The organism is Paenibacillus sp. XP01, assembly GCF_057364885.1.
Genome location: NZ_CP139481.1, coordinates 1612347 through 1629569 on the forward strand (window position 1 = coordinate 1612347; position 17223 = coordinate 1629569).

The 17223-nt window shown below is 43.6% G+C and carries 15 protein-coding genes and 2 pseudogenes; 16 read left to right on the top strand and 1 reads right to left on the bottom strand.

The window, feature by feature from the left end:
• Positions 1 to 43: 43 nt before the first annotated feature.
• The 13 genes and pseudogenes from SNR34_RS07340 (at position 44) to SNR34_RS07400 (ending at position 10794) form a co-directional block, all read left to right on the top strand.
• Positions 44 to 673, top strand: coding sequence for a GrpB family protein (locus SNR34_RS07340; protein ID WP_486181538.1), 630 nt, complete (start codon positions 44 to 46; stop codon positions 671 to 673).
• A gap of 301 nt (positions 674 to 974) precedes the next feature.
• Positions 975 to 1506, top strand: a pseudogene (locus tag SNR34_RS07345) (GNAT family N-acetyltransferase).
• A 294-nt stretch (positions 1507 to 1800) separates the two neighbouring features.
• Positions 1801 to 2181 (top strand): GNAT family N-acetyltransferase, encoded by a 381-nt coding sequence (locus SNR34_RS07350; RefSeq protein WP_486182422.1) that lies wholly within the window; start codon positions 1801 to 1803, stop codon positions 2179 to 2181.
• Between the two features lie 273 nt (positions 2182 to 2454).
• Entirely contained in the window at positions 2455 to 2928 is a 474-nt protein-coding gene (locus SNR34_RS07355) for a hypothetical protein (RefSeq protein WP_236414961.1), read from the top strand.
• A gap of 214 nt (positions 2929 to 3142) precedes the next feature.
• Entirely contained in the window at positions 3143 to 3634 is a 492-nt protein-coding gene (locus SNR34_RS07360; RefSeq protein WP_236414959.1) for a hypothetical protein, read from the top strand.
• Between the two features lie 116 nt (positions 3635 to 3750).
• Positions 3751 to 4047: pseudogene (locus SNR34_RS07365) on the top strand (serine/threonine protein kinase); the annotation flags it as partial.
• Between the two features lie 157 nt (positions 4048 to 4204).
• The gene (locus tag SNR34_RS07370; protein WP_236414958.1) at positions 4205 to 4636 is read left to right on the top strand and encodes an NUDIX hydrolase; all 432 of its coding nucleotides are present in this window, start codon (positions 4205 to 4207) and stop codon (positions 4634 to 4636) included.
• Between the two features lie 720 nt (positions 4637 to 5356).
• The gene (gene yqeK, locus SNR34_RS07375) at positions 5357 to 5968 is read left to right on the top strand and encodes a bis(5'-nucleosyl)-tetraphosphatase (symmetrical) YqeK (RefSeq protein ID WP_236414956.1); all 612 of its coding nucleotides are present in this window, start codon (positions 5357 to 5359) and stop codon (positions 5966 to 5968) included.
• Positions 5969 to 6069: 101 nt separating this feature from the next.
• A complete protein-coding gene (locus SNR34_RS07380) occupies positions 6070 to 6426 on the top strand; it encodes a nucleotidyltransferase family protein (RefSeq protein ID WP_486182423.1) in 357 nt (118 codons plus the stop codon).
• A 68-nt stretch (positions 6427 to 6494) separates the two neighbouring features.
• Positions 6495 to 7004 carry a DUF6933 domain-containing protein gene (locus tag SNR34_RS07385; RefSeq protein ID WP_486181539.1) on the top strand — a complete coding sequence of 170 codons (510 nt, stop codon included), beginning with the start codon at positions 6495 to 6497 and terminating at the stop codon, positions 7002 to 7004.
• A gap of 135 nt (positions 7005 to 7139) precedes the next feature.
• Positions 7140 to 8180, top strand: a complete 1041-nt coding sequence (locus SNR34_RS07390; protein WP_486181540.1) for an ABC transporter substrate-binding protein — start codon at positions 7140 to 7142, stop codon at positions 8178 to 8180.
• Between the two features lies 1 nt (position 8181).
• A complete protein-coding gene (locus SNR34_RS07395; protein WP_486181541.1) occupies positions 8182 to 8958 on the top strand; it encodes a ferric iron reductase in 777 nt (258 codons plus the stop codon).
• A gap of 114 nt (positions 8959 to 9072) precedes the next feature.
• Complete coding sequence (locus tag SNR34_RS07400; protein WP_486181542.1) at positions 9073 to 10794, top strand: helix-turn-helix domain-containing protein; 1722 nt, start codon at positions 9073 to 9075, stop codon at positions 10792 to 10794.
• 300 nt (positions 10795 to 11094) lie between these two features.
• Here the strand turns inward: SNR34_RS07400 and SNR34_RS07405 are convergent, their stop codons facing one another.
• Positions 11095 to 13425, bottom strand: coding sequence for a helix-turn-helix domain-containing protein (locus SNR34_RS07405; protein WP_486181543.1), 2331 nt, complete (start codon positions 13423 to 13425; stop codon positions 11095 to 11097).
• Between the two features lie 347 nt (positions 13426 to 13772).
• Here SNR34_RS07405 and SNR34_RS07410 point away from each other — a divergent pair, with 347 nt between their 5' ends.
• From SNR34_RS07410 to SNR34_RS07420, 3 genes are all read left to right on the top strand, one after another.
• Complete coding sequence (locus SNR34_RS07410; protein ID WP_486181544.1) at positions 13773 to 15335, top strand: extracellular solute-binding protein; 1563 nt, start codon at positions 13773 to 13775, stop codon at positions 15333 to 15335.
• Positions 15336 to 15417: 82 nt separating this feature from the next.
• Entirely contained in the window at positions 15418 to 16317 is a 900-nt protein-coding gene (locus tag SNR34_RS07415) for an ABC transporter permease (protein ID WP_236414948.1), read from the top strand.
• Between the two features lie 19 nt (positions 16318 to 16336).
• Positions 16337 to 17206 (top strand): carbohydrate ABC transporter permease, encoded by an 870-nt coding sequence (locus tag SNR34_RS07420; RefSeq protein WP_183522861.1) that lies wholly within the window; start codon positions 16337 to 16339, stop codon positions 17204 to 17206.
• Positions 17207 to 17223: the final 17 nt, after the last annotated feature.

The following is a 17223-nucleotide window of genomic DNA, read 5'->3' on the forward strand; positions in this document are numbered from 1 at the left end:
CACAACATGAGTTATCATATACGTAATTCAGATCATAGATGGAATGAGTGGTAGTGACGAAGTACGTCAATTAGATGTTATTGGAAATATTCGTAAATATAAATCAAATAAACTCAAGGGGAATTCGATGAAGAATCAAAAACCAGTAATTATAGAAGAATATAATGAAGAATGGCCAAAAGCATTCAATATAATAGAATCAATTTTATCCAATAAACTTAGTGGTCTAGCATTACGAATTGAGCATGTTGGAAGTACAGCGGTACCGCATCTTGCAGCCAAGCCAATCATTGATATTGATGTAGTAATTGAATCTATGGAGTACCTACCAGGGGTAATCAAGAGGTTAGACGAACTGGGATATGTACACGAAGGTGATTTAGGAATTAAGAACAGAGAGGCATTTGCAAGAAAGGAAGTTTATGTACCTTACAGTAGTGAAGGCTATGTGAAGCACGAACATCATCTATACGTATGCAATAGAGAAAGTAATGAACTAAAAAGACATATCATGTTTCGAGACATATTAAGAAAGTATCCCTTATTGGTATCTGAGTACACAAATTTGAAGATCCAACTGTCAAGTAAATTCAGAAACAATCGCAAAGCCTATACTGAAGGAAAGACAGAATTTGTTACGAGGATAATGAATGAGTACAAAGATGTTTTGTAGAGTATTTCAGGAAGACGAAGACATCCGATAACAAAGTGTTCCAACTTCTCGACTGTCGTCGCCCGGTCTGCCTGAGGAATTTTTCATTGAAGCAGATTCAGACAGACACATCGATTTCCTTAAGATAAGAGCTATCTAAGGGGAAACGACGTCAGGAACACAAAAACGTTATAGGGAAATCAGCGCAAGATGGATAAAATCATATACAAATCATTATCTCTCGGTATAGCATATACCTCTTTATTGATTTAACAGACTATTAAAGCAGAACAACCAATCACTTAAATTGGAGATGAGTGATATGATCTATTTTGAAACGCTGAGGTTACGTTTTCGTGATTGGAGAGAAACCGACTAGATCCATTTAGTCTTCTTAATGCAGATAAAGAAGTAATGAAGTATTTTCCTAAGACCTTATCAACTGAAGAAACAAAAGACTTTTATAAATTAATTGAATCGGAATTTAAGGAAACTGGCTTTGGATTGTATGCTGTCGAAGTAAAGGGAAATGATGACTTCATTGGGTTTATTGGATTTCACAGAGCAACATTTGAAGCCAGTTTTACTCCATGTATCGAAATTGGTTAGAGACTCAAAAAAGATGCGTGGGGTTACGGATATGCAACTGAAGGTGCTACAGCATGTTTGCAATATGGCTTTAACAACTTGGGGTTTGAGGAAGTATATTGTTTTACAGCTGATATTAATGAACCCTCAAAAAGAGTAATGATCAAGTTTGCATGAGTTATATTAATACATTCCATCATCCAAAAGTTGAAAAGAATAATCCTTTAGAAAAACATGTTCTTTATCATGTGAGAAAAAAAATGTAAATTGATTTCCGGGAGTTTCGAAAAAGGGTCTATACATCATATAACAATGTGTTCACGTATCGACAGTCAAGCCATCTCGATTCCCGGAAGATAAAGTCAAGGAAGTTGTTGCCGGGACACATCCGCACCGCGGCCGGATCCTACGGGTCCTTAAGGTGGTGGGACGTCGTGAACACGGAAACGTTAGGTGAAACTGCCTAAAACCAAATTTGAAAGCAGGTGCATTGCAGTGACTGAAGTTAGAGATTAATCCATGTTGATGAATTAGAAAATCTTTTATTACTTTATAAGTTCCTGCAACCAGATGATCCAGAACTGATTAGAGGTCAAGAATTGTCTAATTACTGGAATGAAATTTTAGATGATAAGAACATGAACATAATAGTTGTCGAACATGATGGTATAATTGTTGCATCTTGTGTACTTGTAATCATTAAAAATCTTACAAGGAATGCAAGACCGTACGGATTAATCGAGAATGTAATAACACATAAGGATTTTAGGAGACAAGGTTTTGGTCAGATGGCTATAGAAAAGGCCAAAAAAATTGGCCAAGAAATGAATTGTTATAAACTGATGCTAATGACGGGATCTCAGAGAGATGAAGTACATAATTTTTATGAAAGAACAGGATTTGTTAAAGGAAAGAAAACAGGATTTATTATAAACATGTGAAGGGCAATTTGGAAGTAATCTCGAAAAAGAGGAATCATTATCTAACAACATGTTCACGCATCGTCGCATTCGCTCCTCGGTCCGGCAGAAGTTGGGAAGCCAAGAAGTAGATTCAGCCGGACAGCCCTGCAAGGCTAAGTGGTGGAGCCGCCCGGCAAGAATCAATCGCTGTGCTTGATTGATGGGCAGCTTAAGCCTTTCGGGCTCGTGAACAAACAACGTTATAGGAAATGTCCGAAAAAACATTTTGAATAAATCGAAGAGGAGTAAGCTATGAAGGAATATATTGAATATTCTTTTTATTTATCATTTTTTGATTTGATAGATGATGTAGATGAAGCATCCAGTCTAGAAGAATTGATGAAAACGTTTAATATAAATTATGATTTAGCGGAATTATATAACCAATATTTATCTTATGGCAAAGGAACATGTAGGGCTGGAAAAGGAGATGTCTTTGTATTTTTAAATAAAAATGATGGGGAAAGTTTTATATTAATAGATTTGTTTCAAGACTTTACCGATCAGTATAATATGGTGAAATTAGGAGTTCGTTGTGAAGTTAATTTTGGAAGGCAGATAAGAGATAAAATCTGGAGTATTCACTCAAGGGCGGAAATCAAAAGCAAAATAAAAGAGAGTAATGATGATTTACTGAAATTGGACATATGCAGCGTAGACTATCCAAAAGAGATTCGTTATGGAAATCAAAAATATTTAAAAAACATTTATTATAAGACATTTTGATAGATGTTCAAGAAGTCGGGTACATCCTATAACATAGTATTCACGGTTCGAGGCTACCGCCCCTTGGTTGCCAGATGTATAATCATGGAAGAGACTCAGACAACAAACGCCCCAGCTTAAGATAAGAGCTATCTAAAGCTGGGGCGTTTCGTAAATAAAAGAACATTATGAGAAAGGACAGTAATGAAATCTGAAAGGAGAATTATCACCCAAAGTGAATAAAGAAGATAGAATTGTTTATTTCAACGAGTTAATAACCATACTTTGCAGTGATTTAAAGATAGAATCTAAAATCAGATATCTTTCAGAACTTATTAAAAACACTAATATTGATCATTTTATTATGAGTGAATTCAAGGGTGATACTTTAGTATTAACAGGCTCTCAAAGTATATATTATGACGAATTGATAGTTTGTTTTAAAGGAGTTTCATATATAAATTGTAGTAGATTTATTCCTACAGAATTTATAAGAATGCCGACAAAAGAAGAATATCTAAGTTGTCTGAATGAAGAGATTATTGAATCGGAGGAGAACTGCATAGTCTTTGATGTGAAACAATTAAATAAACAGTACCGAAATAATTACATTATAATATTTGATGATTTTAATTTTGAAATTAAAAAAAGTTGGTACTTGAGCTACGACAAGTTAATAGAAAGATGGCAAGAAAGTATCAAAAATAGAAATAGGGATAGTAAGTAGTTCAGGAGGCCTGTCCAATCATATAACAATGCATCTACGCTGCGAGGCATACGGCCCTTGATTGTCGGAAGTTAGACGTAGAAGTTTATTCAGACAATACACGCCCCGGCTTAAGTTATCAAAGGAAACCATTTTACAATATTATGGGGAGGCTTTGGGGATATCATCACGATTCATGTCTGCTGAGGAGTTTCAAGTAGGAGCAGAAATTGATAGTCGAACTAATGTTTATAATACGGGAGCCATTGCATTTGGGCTATTGGGTGGAGAATTTGATCGATCCTAAGAGAAATGGGAAGCCAACCAAAAACTTTATTATGTGGCTTGCAATGCAATTAATGATGACAAGCAAAAAAAGGTATCAGTCTGTTAGAGAATTTTCTAATGCTTGGAATAAGAATAAGGAATTTTGAAATGTTTCGAAGAGGGCAGAGGCATCGCATAACATAATATTCATAACAGCGCATTAGCCCTTGGTCCTGCAGGGGCCAAACACCTTAGCATTCGCTGAGATCGTAAATACAGGAACGGTATATGTAAGATATGCAGTGTAGAAGGGATATGATCTCAATGAAACGAGTCGATGTAGTGTACTCACTAATAACAGACCAGTCCAAAACTAAAGTTCTAGCAGTTAAGAATTCTGGTCGATCAAGTTGGTCTCTTCCTGGGGGAGCTGTTGAATTAAATGAAACATTAGATCAAGCTGCTATTCGCGAGGTAAAAGAAGAAACGGGACTTGAAGTTAAAGTCTATGGAATTGTGGCAATCAACGAGTGCAAATTTGAAAACATAAATGAACATGCCATTTTTATTACTTTTAGGGCAGAAATAATAGGCGGTAAAGAACAAATAATTAGACCAGATGAAATCTCAGAAATAGCTTGGTTGGACATAGAACAGGCAGATGAATTGATACCTTATTATAAAGGCGGATTTAAAAACTTAATTCATGGAAATGAAAGTACGTATTTTAATGAAGGTAAAAAGGGATTACTTTGAATGTGGCTCAAGGGAGGTATTGTAATATCATATCCACGCTTCGGAGCATGGGGAGCTCCTCGGTCGCCCGAACGGGAATAGCAGGGAGAGGAAACAGGAGGACACACCTGCACGGACTAACCGCATCGCAGAGAAACTCAATGGATCCAATTAGATATCCCATTGGACATTTTCAGCCCCAAAAGAATCTATCAGGTGAACAATTATGTAATCTCATTCATCAAATTCCAGAACTAATAATAAAACTAAAAGCATTGCTAAATGGACGTAAAGATTACACACTAAATACTCCATATCGAATGAATGGCTGGACCATAAAACAAATCATTCATCATATAGCTGATAATGATATGAACGCATATCTATGATTCAAAAGAGGACTAACGGAAGAAAACCCAGTAGCAACTACCTATCGAGAAGATCTATGGGCAGAATTAAATGACTATAAGGGATTACCAATAGAAAATTCACTAGCACTTATTGAATTACTACACCATCGATTTTTCTATCTACTAATTGGATTAGATCAAAACGATTTTAAACGAACGATACAAACCGAAGTATTAGGGACAATTACATTAGGGATTGCAGTTCAAAGATTTATATGGCACAACAAACGCCGGAACAGCCGGACATACCCGACTCCGTCGGACGTCGTAGATACGGGAATGTTATCGTAAATTCATACGGTATGATCAATGAATCTTTAGGGAGGACTCCATGAAGTCAGTATATAATAATCTTGTTATAAATACCTTGTCGGGAAATCTCAAGGATGATATATATAACTTTTTAGTGGATAATGGCTGCCCCAAAACTGCGGAACATTGTGTCAGGGTAGGCAAAGAAGCGAGAAAGATAGCTGATCGATATCATGCTGATAAGGATTCAGCCGAAATCGCTGGATATTTACATGATATAAGTGCGGTATATTCTAATGATGTAAGGATTCAAGTTTCTTATGATCTGGGTATTGAGGTGCTGCCTGAAGAAGAGACTTTTCCAATGATCATCCATCAGAAGATATCGAAAGAAATGGCTAGAGATATTTTTAACATTAAGGATCAGGAAGTTCTTGATGCAGTTGGATGTCACACGACACTCAAGAAAAATTCAACTATTTTAGACAAGGTTTTGTTTGTTGCAGATAAGATAGAGTGGGATCAAGCTGGTGAACCTCCATATTTACATCAGATTACGCAGAAGCTAGATGATTCGTTGAACCATGCAGCATTCGAATATATTCATTTTTTATGGAAACAGCGAGAAAACCTAAGAGTTATTCATCCGTGGCTTAGAGACGCTTATAATGAATTGAAGGACTTGGTTTAGTCGTTCGAAGAAGGCAAGAACATCCGATAACATAGAATCTACGTTGTGTACCTTAAACTCGAAAAACGGAGTTAACAGAATATTATATTGGTGCTGGCTGTATTGCACAGACCGTTTGGAACTACTCGTTAGGGAATCCTTTAGGATACGGCATTGATGACATTGATATTATTTATTTTGATACTGACCTTTCCTATGAAAAAGAAGATCGAATAATAAATAAATGTAAAGAGGTATATTGTAAGCTGCCCATTAAAGCTGATGTAAAAAATCAAGCAAGGGTTCATTTATGGTACAAAGATAAATTCGGAATTGATCTTAAGCCATATTTATCATTAGAGGAAGCAATTGACTCGTGGCCTACAACAGCCACTTTATATAACAAAACACAAGAAGTGGAAAAGAATATGGCCGGAATTGAATGTTATACCGTGGTAGGCGCAGCGGCCTTAGTTTAGCTGCATGGAACAGTCATAGGAGTAGGGTACAATGAATACTGAGAGAGCACGAAGAGGGGGATTCGTACATGATTATATTCAAAGCAACCCAATTAACATTAAAAGATCTAAATGTCAAACCAGAAACCATCGAAGATACGGATTCTTTCTTTAGTTGGCATGTGAACTTTTTTACGTTATATGGCAGAAAACATTATGTGTTTATGAATGATTGTTCCAGATTAAGCTTAACGGTTACTGGGATTAGAACGAATCAGGCCAGTAAACTGGCAGGAGTCTTTAAAGAGAATTTGGAGGCTTATTTGGCTGTTGAGGAAGTTCCCGATCACCTCGCGAAATATTATTTAGAACAATGTAACGAGAAGACGATAACCAAAACGGATAGCCGAAGTGTTATAAGTACGATGAATGAAATTATGCTTGTGATGAAGTCGGTTGAAACTGAAGATAATGATTATAGAGATCAAGACATACGGCACAAGTGGAATAATAGAATAATTTACAAACCCATCGACTATAACAGACCCATCGAAGTATTTGTTCAAGAGCTTCAAACCAGGTTTGAAATGGAGAATTAGAGAAGTGGGAGTACCATGTCGCATTAGTCCGGCTGAAATGTCGCAAAAGTACATGGCAACGCGATGTGGAGATCGTTTATACTCGCCTTATAATTCGATAATGAAAATCATTATCATATATAAGGGGGAGTCATCATGAATAAAGGGACAAAGGGGCGAGCAACCGGAAGCAAGGTATTTGCCGCTCAAAAATCACGATTTCTAATGGGCTTGCTGCTGGCACTTGTACTTGTGCTGACGGCTTGTGGTGCCGGAGCAGGTACGAATGGGGGCAATGAGCCTGCTGCAACGCCAACGGAGACACCTTCGGAGTCAGAGTCTCAGACGACGGCAGCCTATCCTGTCACAATCTCGCATATGAAAGGGGAATACACGCTAACCGAGAAGCCGAAGACCATTGCTGTGCTTGATGTGAAATTTGTGGATCAATTGCTGGCCGTTGGCGAGCAGCCCGCAGGTAGCGTTATCGCTGGAGGGAATACCACATTTCCGGAATATTTGAGTGATCAGCTAGGGAATGTAGAGGTTCTGGGTACACGGGACGAGCCCAACCTGGAGGCAATTGTAGCATTGAATCCGGATCTTATTTTAATGACCGACTTTCAGGAGAAAGAGTATGAGAATGTCAGCAAAATTGCGCCGACGATCGTACTCGACTTCTACGAGGATTGGCGGGATACGTTAGCCACGATCGGTACGATCACAGGCAAGCAGGCAGAGGCTGAGGCTGTGCGTCAGGCTTATGAGGACAAAATCGTCGGCCTGCGGGCGAAGCTGTCGGAGAAGCTGGGAGATGAAACGGTAGCGCTGATTCGCCCGAGAAAGGAAGGAATTCGTGTACATGGTCTTGAGCATCGGACAGGCGGCATTCTGTATGAGGACTTGGGCTTAAAGGCCCCTGCACTCGTCCAGGAGATCAAAGACGACACCTCCGTTGAAATTTCGATGGAGAAGGTCCCTGATATTGGGGCAGATCATTATTTCCTGCTATCCGATGAGTTGTTTGCCGCAGAGGCTGAGGTTTTGGAGAACAGTTCGGTATGGAAATCTCTGGATGCTGTCAAAAATAACCGCGCATATAACGTGAATGCAACGCTCTGGATTGCTTACTATGGTCCAATTGCCATTAATATTATTGCAGATCAGGCATCGGAAGCGCTGTTGGGATCGAATTAAAATGGACCATTATCTGTCGACGGACGTATGGCAGCAAACGGTGAAAGACTACTCACTCAGGATTGGCGATCCACCTGAAGATAGTCTCCGTACCATTGCTCTAAGCCAGTTGCATGAAGAAGCTGCATGCCGCGAGTATATAAGCTGGCTTACGGAGTATATCGGTGCACCTGACATGAGGGTTGCCGCTTCTATGCTGGCTAAACGAATCGGCTATCTGTGGATTGCCCCGTTGCTGACCGCGATGACCTTTCATCATCAGAAAATGTCCTTCTCGCTGGACAACAGCTACCTCTACCATTCGACTCTTACCGCTACTGAAGGCGGAACACGTTTTCCTTTTCTCGCCGTGAACGGGCTTCGGGCAGAAACGCTAACGGAAGACAGGGAAGTTTGGCGGAAAGAGATGATCGAGGAGTTGTTTGCGGTACGGCTTTCGCCGCTGTTACAGACGCTTGCTACCGTTGGCCCTCTTTCGATGAGTGTCCTCTGGGAAAATATGATGGTGCGTATTGCTCCGCTGTATACTCCTGATGTAGACGATGTTGGGCCAGAAAGCCAGCATATTCAAGCCGATTTTTCATATCTGACTCAAATAGCGTCTGGACAAACCTTTGGCCTAAGAAAGAATCCGTTTACTCGATTCACCGAAAAGAAGGACAACGTTCCGGTTGCGAAGAACAAGCGCCTCACCTGTTGTTTTTACTACCAGATGTCCGGGGAATATTGCAGAAAATGTCCGAAAATTGACAATGAGAATGAATCTCAATTAAAATGACAGCAGCAACAACTTTACCTTTGCTAACGGGCTCGCTTGTATTTTAATAGACGTAAGTCTAGTCAGGTGGGTTCACGTTAGCGAAGGATGCTATTGTCAGGAGATGAGAGAAGTATGCCGCTGCAAGAACAGACAAGTCTATGGAGTGATACGACGATCAAGGTGCTTGACGTGTATAGCGGTATTTTACAGACAGGCAGTGTGCTTAGCGAAACCGAATTGACATCGAATCTGTTGCTGCTGGCAGGAGGCGGAGAAGGGGAGCTCTCAATGAATGGTGAAGTTTGCCGCATTGGGGCTTCTTTTGCTGCTCATATGGTTAAAGGATCATCCTTTACGCTGACTGCCAGCTCAGACAACATGGATTATATCGTGATCATGTACAAGGCATCCTCCATGGAGGGAGCCTCCCTTGTTTTGCCCTCGCATCGCAAACACCCGCTGCGCACTTCGTTTGTTCAGCACCCTGGAACCCAGGCGGAATGGGTTCAGATGGCGGAGAAAATCGCGGCCAAATGGAGCCGGGGCGAAGGGCTGGAACGTTTTCACGCCAATGCGCTGATGCAGGGGATGCTCTACGAACTCATTATGGAGTATGAACGTGGTCAGGGCGGAGCGGAATCAGACATGGTGGATGTTGTCGCTGCGTATATAGCAGGGCATTATCGTCAGAATCTGGAGCTTAAAGAGCTGGCGGCACTTGCCGGATGCAGCGTAAGACAGCTGCAGCGACGGTTCAAACAAGAGAAGCAGCTCGGACCGATGGAATACGTCATCCAGCTGCGGATGGAGAGTGCATCGCGGATGCTGCGTCATACGGATGCTCCCATCGGCGAAATCGCTGAGAGAATGGGGTATCGCGACACGTATTATTTCAGTAGGGCGTTTAAGAAATATTATGGAGTTTCTCCGCAGATCTATCGGCGTAATGCCTCTTCCAGAACAGGTGCGCTCTCTGCGTATTCCTTACTGCAAACCCGCATGGCTTCTTGGTATGAGTTGTCCCAAGGCCCGGTGATTTGCCATATGCGAGGTGAATATAAGGTCACCGCATCTCCACGGCGTATCGCCGTGCTCGATGTTCAATATGCAGATCATTTGCTTGCGCTTGGGTTGTCCCCGGCAGGGAGCGTAGGATCGGGGAGTGCGGCGTTTAATTTCCCTCAATATATTCGGGCGAAACTCCAGGGAACCGAATTGCTCGGAACCTATGAGTACCCCGATCTGGCCGCAGTGGAACGATTGGCTCCGGATCTCATTATTTGTACCGAGGTGCATGATCCGCATTATGAACGGTTAAGCCGAATCGCTCCAGTCCTCATGTTTAAGCGCAATGAGAGCTGGCAGACCATTCTGAGCCTGTTCGGTGAATTGACAGGCAAGCGAGCAGAGGCACAGCAAATACTTGCGGACTATCATCGACGAACCGCATTGCTGTCAGAAGAACTTGCCCCAGTGCTGGCAGGCAAGAGCGTGGCACTGATTCGTCCGTTTGAGTCTATGGTTCGCGTACATACAGCCTCACATCGTACAGGCGCTGTGCTCTATCGAGACCTAGGTCTGCCTGCCCCGTTATTTGTAGCCGATCCCTCCGACACGGCTTATCATATTTCAGTCGACAGACTGCCGGCTGTACATGCCAGCCACTACTTTTTGCTGAGCAATGAAATCATGCAGGAGGGAATGTCAGCGACAGAGCAAAGTGTCTGGGGGATGCTGGATACGGATGACCGACAGCGAATATACTCGGTAGATGCCGCGACATGGATCGGATGTTATGGACCAACGGGCATCAATGGCATTATCGATCAGATTGCTCAGGCACTGTTGGCTTGAAAGCCATTCTGAACATTATAAAACGAAAAGAAACCGTTCCTTGGAAAATGGAAGTGGGCGCAACCATATACCTAAGGGGCGGTTTCTATCTATATCACCTTACAAGGTGAATCGTCCCAGTGATATATCGCTGAGCATGGAATGCCACGAACACCGGAATATGGAGGTTGGGTCAATCTTTTTTCGAATCGAATCATCAGACCCTAGGAATTAAATTTCATGAGATCACAGGATATGTTGAAATTAGGGAAAGTATCTACGCGGCAGGCTGTTCGGCTCTTGGTTCGCGAATGGACCGAATTAGGAGGTTTTGGGACCCTTTCCCTGCGTTAATCGTTGATCTGCCGCTTGTTGGTGCCGAAATTGACCCGGGGTAAGTCCCGTTCTGGCTTTGAAGATTTTATTGAAATAGCTGACGTTCGCGTATCCAATCTCCCGGCAGACCTCCTCAACGGAGGCATCTGTCTGCTTCAACAGCTCCATGGCACGTTTGATGCGCAGCTGGATGAGATAGTCATTAACCGTCATGCCCGTTGACTCCTTGAAGATGCGACCCAAGTAGGACGAGCTGCGTTTTACGTGTTCTGCCACGTTATCCACAGATATATTCTTATTATAATGGTTATCCATGAATTCCGTTGCCAGCTGAAGGGTCACATCCGTCATTTTGGAGCGCTTCTCCCGGTGGTAGTCGATAATCTTGCTGCATATCGTTAAGACACATTCTTCCATATCCTGAACGGTTTCGGCCCGCGCCAGTGCATCGGTATAAGACGATCCTTCACCGATAACAGCGGTCACCTCGCCGCCAGTCTGAACGAGTGTTTTGACCAACTCCCCGCTCAATTGGACATACAGCTGATGAATATTGGCTTTACCCAGCCTTTGCTTCAGCACCTCCCGGGTGATGGCCCGGATCACGGCAGTACATTCCTCTTTATCCGTCTTCAGCAGGGATTGCTGCAGCTTCGTTTCGAGTTCGTACGGATAATAGTAGGTACCTTCTTCCGATTTCCACTCATCAAGGATCGAATAGGGCAGAATTTCGCCCTTCCCAATATAGATTTTCATATTTAGTGCCTCCTGTGTCTCGTTGTAAGCTGTACGCACGGCTTGTTCTCCGGAGTGAATACGGCTGACAGCGATGGTCACAGAGATCCCATAACGACTGAGAAAATATGATTTGAGACTTCTGGCTTGTTCTACAGGAAAGGTATCATCGGCATCCGAATGTAAGGAGAGAAGGATGACCGTGTGCCTGCTGTCTTTGACAAAAATTTCTCCGTCGATATCTTTTCCCAGTTCTTCCATCAGACCGTACTGGAGCAGATGGGAATGGAATAGATCCTCCGATCCCCTCATTGGCTGATGCTCCTCGAGTTCAAGGGTCAGGACGGCAAAACGATTGAAATCAAGCTGTAATCCAAGCAGCTCTGCCGCATGGTCCGGTCTGTTTGGTGCTTCTTCTGGAACGTTGCCCTGGATTAAATCGTTCAGATACTTTTCCTTAATGGCCGTGCGATTTCCGGTGAGGAGTTCATCCACTTTCAGCTTTTCTTTGATTAAAATATCGCGGTTACGTGTCATCTGCTCAAATGAATGACGGATAAAGCCGGCTTCATCCGTGCTGCTTGGGCCGCCCGATTTGTCGCGTCGTTCGGACTCTTCAGAGCTCACAATATAGGAAATCACACTTTGCAGCGGGCGATATAATCTTCTCGATAAAACATAGGAAATAGCAACAGCAGCCGTTATATATAGGATGGCGACTGTCCAAATGAGGACTTTAATTCGGTTCATGCCTTGCAGAAGGACGGATCGTTCGGTGATATCGACGAATCGCCAGCCTGTCATATCCGATGCAGTGTAGGATACGATCTGATCAGAATCGCCAATATAATAGCCGCTGTCCGATGTTACCTGTTCAGCATCCCACTGCTGAAGAAGGGCTTCTCTGTCATGAGCATCGGAATAGAGGAGTTCACCCTGTGGACCAATGACCATGATGGTGCCTTTCTTGCTATTGTAATGACTTAAGTAGTCGGCGAAGAGTCGATCCAGATTCAGATTAATGACGATCGCGCCCTCCACTTGGCCAATCAGCGGCATCTTCTGAATCAGGGAGGTCGCAGGATGTTCCGGAGAAAACCCGTTCGATCTTCCTGTTAACCAGACGGTACGAGATGCTGAGTCTTGATTTAAGGTATCCAGCCAGGATTGGTCAGCAAAGTCGGATATAGGAGATGTCTTTACCTCCGGACGTGATGTCAGGACAAGTTCGAGCGGGGCATAGTACAGATAAATGGAATCGATGTAGGGACTGAGCTTTTTTTGCTCTTCTACGAGAGTGGATAGATCAATTAATGAACTTACAGAGAGCTTGCCTCCAATGGTATGGTACACATAGGATTGAGCCATCAGCAGACTATTGGCCGCATTTCCGATGGTTGTCAGCTCCTTATGAATCAGCTCCTTCTGCTGAGTCAAGACAGATTCATTATAACTGATGGCATTACGGACACTGTTATCAGCCGAAATCATGTAAGTGACCGAAGAAATGAGAACAACAGTGATCAAAGCTATGGCAGTCATCGATAGGAGCAGTTTAACGAACATGGAGTTATTTTTCATGGCTAAAAGTCCCCTCATGGCAATCCCCTCCTTACCTCAGTGGTGGTAGCGCTTACAATAAAATTTGATGATCTCAACAGTTGTGTGCAGTCCATTATATATCACACCTACGGAATTAGAACAGATCGAAATTGAAAAACATACAAAAAACGGAATAACGTCAGTGGCTCTACGCGGCTTCTGAAGCCAAAAACATAAAAAAAATGGAATGAGAGGATTGTGCGCCGGAAGGGTTAAAGCTTAAATTTTAAGTATGTAAAAACCGTTTCCAATACCCGGCCGGGTCGTTATGCAGGATGCGGGATTCTCGAATCCAAAACCAATCCAACAACAGGGGGTAGGTTCTTTTGAGTAAAAGAATCAAAATTGTAAGCGTTATCTTGTTAGCTGTAAGTTTGGCGACAAGCTTGCTTACCGGATGCACTTCCGAGACGAACACCTCAAGCCCGAGTCCAAATGCAGGAGAAACGCCGGGAGCAAACTCCAATCCGATCGAAATCTCCTGGGGCATTCATTTTGCCGCAGATGGAGTTGTCAATGACTCGGAGGTCCAGAAGTGGCTGGAGCAGAAGTTTAATGTAAAGATCAAACCCGTGAAGGTAACGGACGCCAGTATCGCTTCCGGGGAAATACCGGACATATTCATGCTCGGTGATCCTTCTAATGTAATCGCTTACCAAAATCAGGGCGTGTTAATGAGCATTGATCAGAACATGTTGAAGGAGAAAATGCCTGAATATTACGCGGATATTGAGAAAAAGAAAGAGCTTTTTCAGACCGTTACCGTCAATAACGAGCTGTGGGCTATCCCGATGTTTATCGATTTGAAGCCTTACGATCTGGGGATGTTGTGGCGTAAGGACTGGCTGGATCAGGTCGGCATTCAGAAAGTCCCGGAGACGTTGGATGAATTCGAGGAAGCCGTTTATGCCTTTGCACAAAAGGATCCGGACGGTAACGGTGTGAAGGATACGTACGGGTTGACAGGAACGGCTACGTCCACGTGGTCATCCGGATTCTATTCCATCTTCGGGGCATTCGGTGTGGAGCCGACCATGTGGATGGAGAGGGATGGTCAGATTGTAAACGGATCGATCATGCCTGAGACCAAGGAAGCCTTGGCGAAGCTGCGCAAATGGTATGCGGATGGTGTCATCGATCCGGAATTTATTACAGATACACAGGATTCATATCGTAAGAAACTGTATAACAACCGGATCGGCGTCATTGAAGAGCAGATCAGCAAAGGCGCTCTGCCGGAATCGGCAACAATCAAGGAAATGCTGGCACTAAATCCGGATGCCAAGATGGCATTTTCCAAAAATCCGAAGGGACCTGGCGGTGACGGCTCATGGGATTGGGGAATCAAGAGCAATTTCCTGGTTATCGGCAGCAAAGTCAAGGATCAGCCTGAGAAGCTCGAGAAGCTGTTCGAAATTCTACGGGCACAGAGCAGTGATGAAGAGACCATCAATATGACCAGCCTTGGGGTAAAGGGGGAGCAATGGGATTTTGCTGAGAACGGTGCTACCTCGGGGGCGACTACATTCCTGCCTGGATTCGATAAGCAGGAGCAGCGGGATCAACTGGGAATCCGTCTGTTCTCTTTTGGTAACATTACCACCCAGGCTTATCGGGACAAATATTCCGATCCGAAGCTGAATGAGGCGGTCAAAACGTATTCATCTGCTCCAAGATGGACCGATGCGCTGTTATTCTCTGTGCTGCCTTCGGACGGAAAATACAAACAGGAATTGACGTCACTCATGCAAAAATATTTTGCACAAATCATCAGCGGCGAAATTCCTCTGACTGATTTTGATACATTCGTAACGGAATGGAAGGCAAAAGGCGGCGATGAATTAACGAAGGAAGCCAATGAAATGTACCAAGCACAATTCAAAAAATAACCCTGACTTGGCCCAGCCACCCGTGAGGGCTTAATCATCCCTTGCGGGAGGGCTGGCGGTTCGGTTTACAAGGAAGTGCGCCATGAAAACGATAAAAAAACACGGAGAGCTGCTTTTATTATTTCTATTCGCCTTCGCATTCTTCGTCGTATTTAAATACGGCCCTTTATATGGAGTGGTCATTGCCTTCAAGGATTTCCGGGTCGTCGACGGGATATGGGGAAGTCCGTGGGTCGGATTCCGCCATTTTCAGGAATTATTTCAGAATGGGGATTTTTATCGATTACTTAAAAATACCCTGCTCCTGAATTTATATCAGATGATCTTTGCTTTTCCCGCACCAATCATACTGGCGATTTTGCTTAACGAGGTGAGGTCAAGGTATTTCCAGCGGTTTATCCAGACGACCATGTACTTGCCTCATTTTGTATCGTGGGTCGTCATGTCCGGGCTGATTATTTATTTTCTCTCTCCAACGTCCGGCGTTGTAGGGGAAATTGTGAAGTGGTTTGGAGGGGAGCCTGTCTTTTATATGGGAAAGAAGGAATATTTCCGTCCGATTGTAGTCATCTCTTCGATTCTTAAGGATATCGGGTGGGGCTCGATTATCTACTTTGCTGCTTTGGCGGCGATCAACCCGGAGCTGCATGAATCGGCCGTCATTGACGGAGCCAATCGGTGGCAGCGAATCATTCGAATTAATATCCCCTCCATTATGCCCACGGTCGCTATTATGTTCATTCTGAGTCTTGGTGGTTTCCTAAGCGCAAACTTCGAACAAATCATCAATCTGTTAAACCCGGTCAATTACGAAACAGGTGACGTCATCGATACTTATGTCTACAGGGTAGGTCTGCAGCAGTTTCAGTACAGCTACACGGCGGCCATTGGCTTGTTTAAATCGCTGGTAGGGCTCCTGCTGATTCTGGGGGCTAATCTGACCGTGCGAAAATTGAGCCGCGGCGAGAGCGGTCTATGGTAAAGGCAGGAGGAAGACAGTCATGAAAATAAAAAGATGGCAAGAGCTCATTGCACCTGCCATGATCTACCTTATTTTGTCCATCCTGGCACTCATCGTTGTGTACCCGTTCATTCATGTCCTGTCCGTCTCCTTCAGCGGTAGGGGAGAAGCTCTTCGAAGCGGATTTCATTTTTATCCTCGGGATTTTGAGTGGGAAGCATACCGCGGGCTGCTGGACTATCCATTAATCTGGTCAGGATATGCGAATACGCTGTTTCGGATGGTCGTAGGCACGACCTTAACACTTCTCGTTACCGTCTGCGCCGCTTATCCGCTCTCCCGTCCCGATCTGCCCATGAAGCGGCTGCTGATCATGCTGCTGTTGTTCACGATGATCTTCGATGGCGGAATTGTCCCGCAATATCTATTAATCAAAGAACTGCATCTGCTTAACACGCACTGGGTCTATGTGCTGCCATCTGCTGCCAATGCTTTTCATGTGCTTGTGATGATCTCGTTTTTCCGCTCCGTTCCGGATGCGCTGATCGAAGCAGCTCGTATCGACGGGGCAAGGGACTTGCGAATTCTGTTCCGGATCCTGCTCCCGCTGTCCATTCCGTCTCTGGTGACGATCGGGCTCTGGAATCTGGTTTACCACATTAATGCGTTTATGGATAACCTGCTTTACGTCACCGATTCATCCAAATTCGTGCTGCAGCAGGTTGTCCGCCAGATCCTCATCGAGAGCAAACTGGACCCGTTTACTACGGCGACGCTTGCAACACCGCCTGCGCCGGAGAGCTTGAAAATGGCGGCTGTCATTGTCAGCTCTTTGCCGGTGATCGTCATGTATCCTTTCCTGCTTCGATATTTCGAAAAAGGAACCATGATTGGGTCTGTAAAAGGGTAGTGATCATGTGCGTTTTA

Excerpts from the sequence above, each read along its gene's own strand:
- SNR34_RS07415 (WP_236414948.1), top strand. The coding sequence starts at position 15,418 with ATGAAAACGATAAAAAAACACGGAGAGCTGCTTTTATTATTTCTATTC.
- SNR34_RS07370 (WP_236414958.1), top strand. The coding sequence starts at position 4,205 with ATGAAACGAGTCGATGTAGTGTACTCACTAATAACAGACCAGTCCAAA.
- SNR34_RS07400 (WP_486181542.1), top strand. The coding sequence starts at position 9,073 with ATGCCGCTGCAAGAACAGACAAGTCTATGGAGTGATACGACGATCAAG.
- SNR34_RS07390 (WP_486181540.1), top strand. The coding sequence starts at position 7,140 with ATGAATAAAGGGACAAAGGGGCGAGCAACCGGAAGCAAGGTATTTGCC.
- SNR34_RS07405 (WP_486181543.1), bottom strand. The coding sequence starts at position 13,425 with ATGAAAAATAACTCCATGTTCGTTAAACTGCTCCTATCGATGACTGCC.
- SNR34_RS07385 (WP_486181539.1), top strand. The coding sequence starts at position 6,495 with ATGATTATATTCAAAGCAACCCAATTAACATTAAAAGATCTAAATGTC.
- SNR34_RS07395 (WP_486181541.1), top strand. The coding sequence starts at position 8,182 with ATGGACCATTATCTGTCGACGGACGTATGGCAGCAAACGGTGAAAGAC.
- SNR34_RS07420 (WP_183522861.1), top strand. The coding sequence starts at position 16,337 with ATGAAAATAAAAAGATGGCAAGAGCTCATTGCACCTGCCATGATCTAC.
- SNR34_RS07340 (WP_486181538.1), top strand. The coding sequence starts at position 44 with ATGAGTGGTAGTGACGAAGTACGTCAATTAGATGTTATTGGAAATATT.
- SNR34_RS07355 (WP_236414961.1), top strand. The coding sequence starts at position 2,455 with ATGAAGGAATATATTGAATATTCTTTTTATTTATCATTTTTTGATTTG.
- yqeK (WP_236414956.1), top strand. The coding sequence starts at position 5,357 with ATGAAGTCAGTATATAATAATCTTGTTATAAATACCTTGTCGGGAAAT.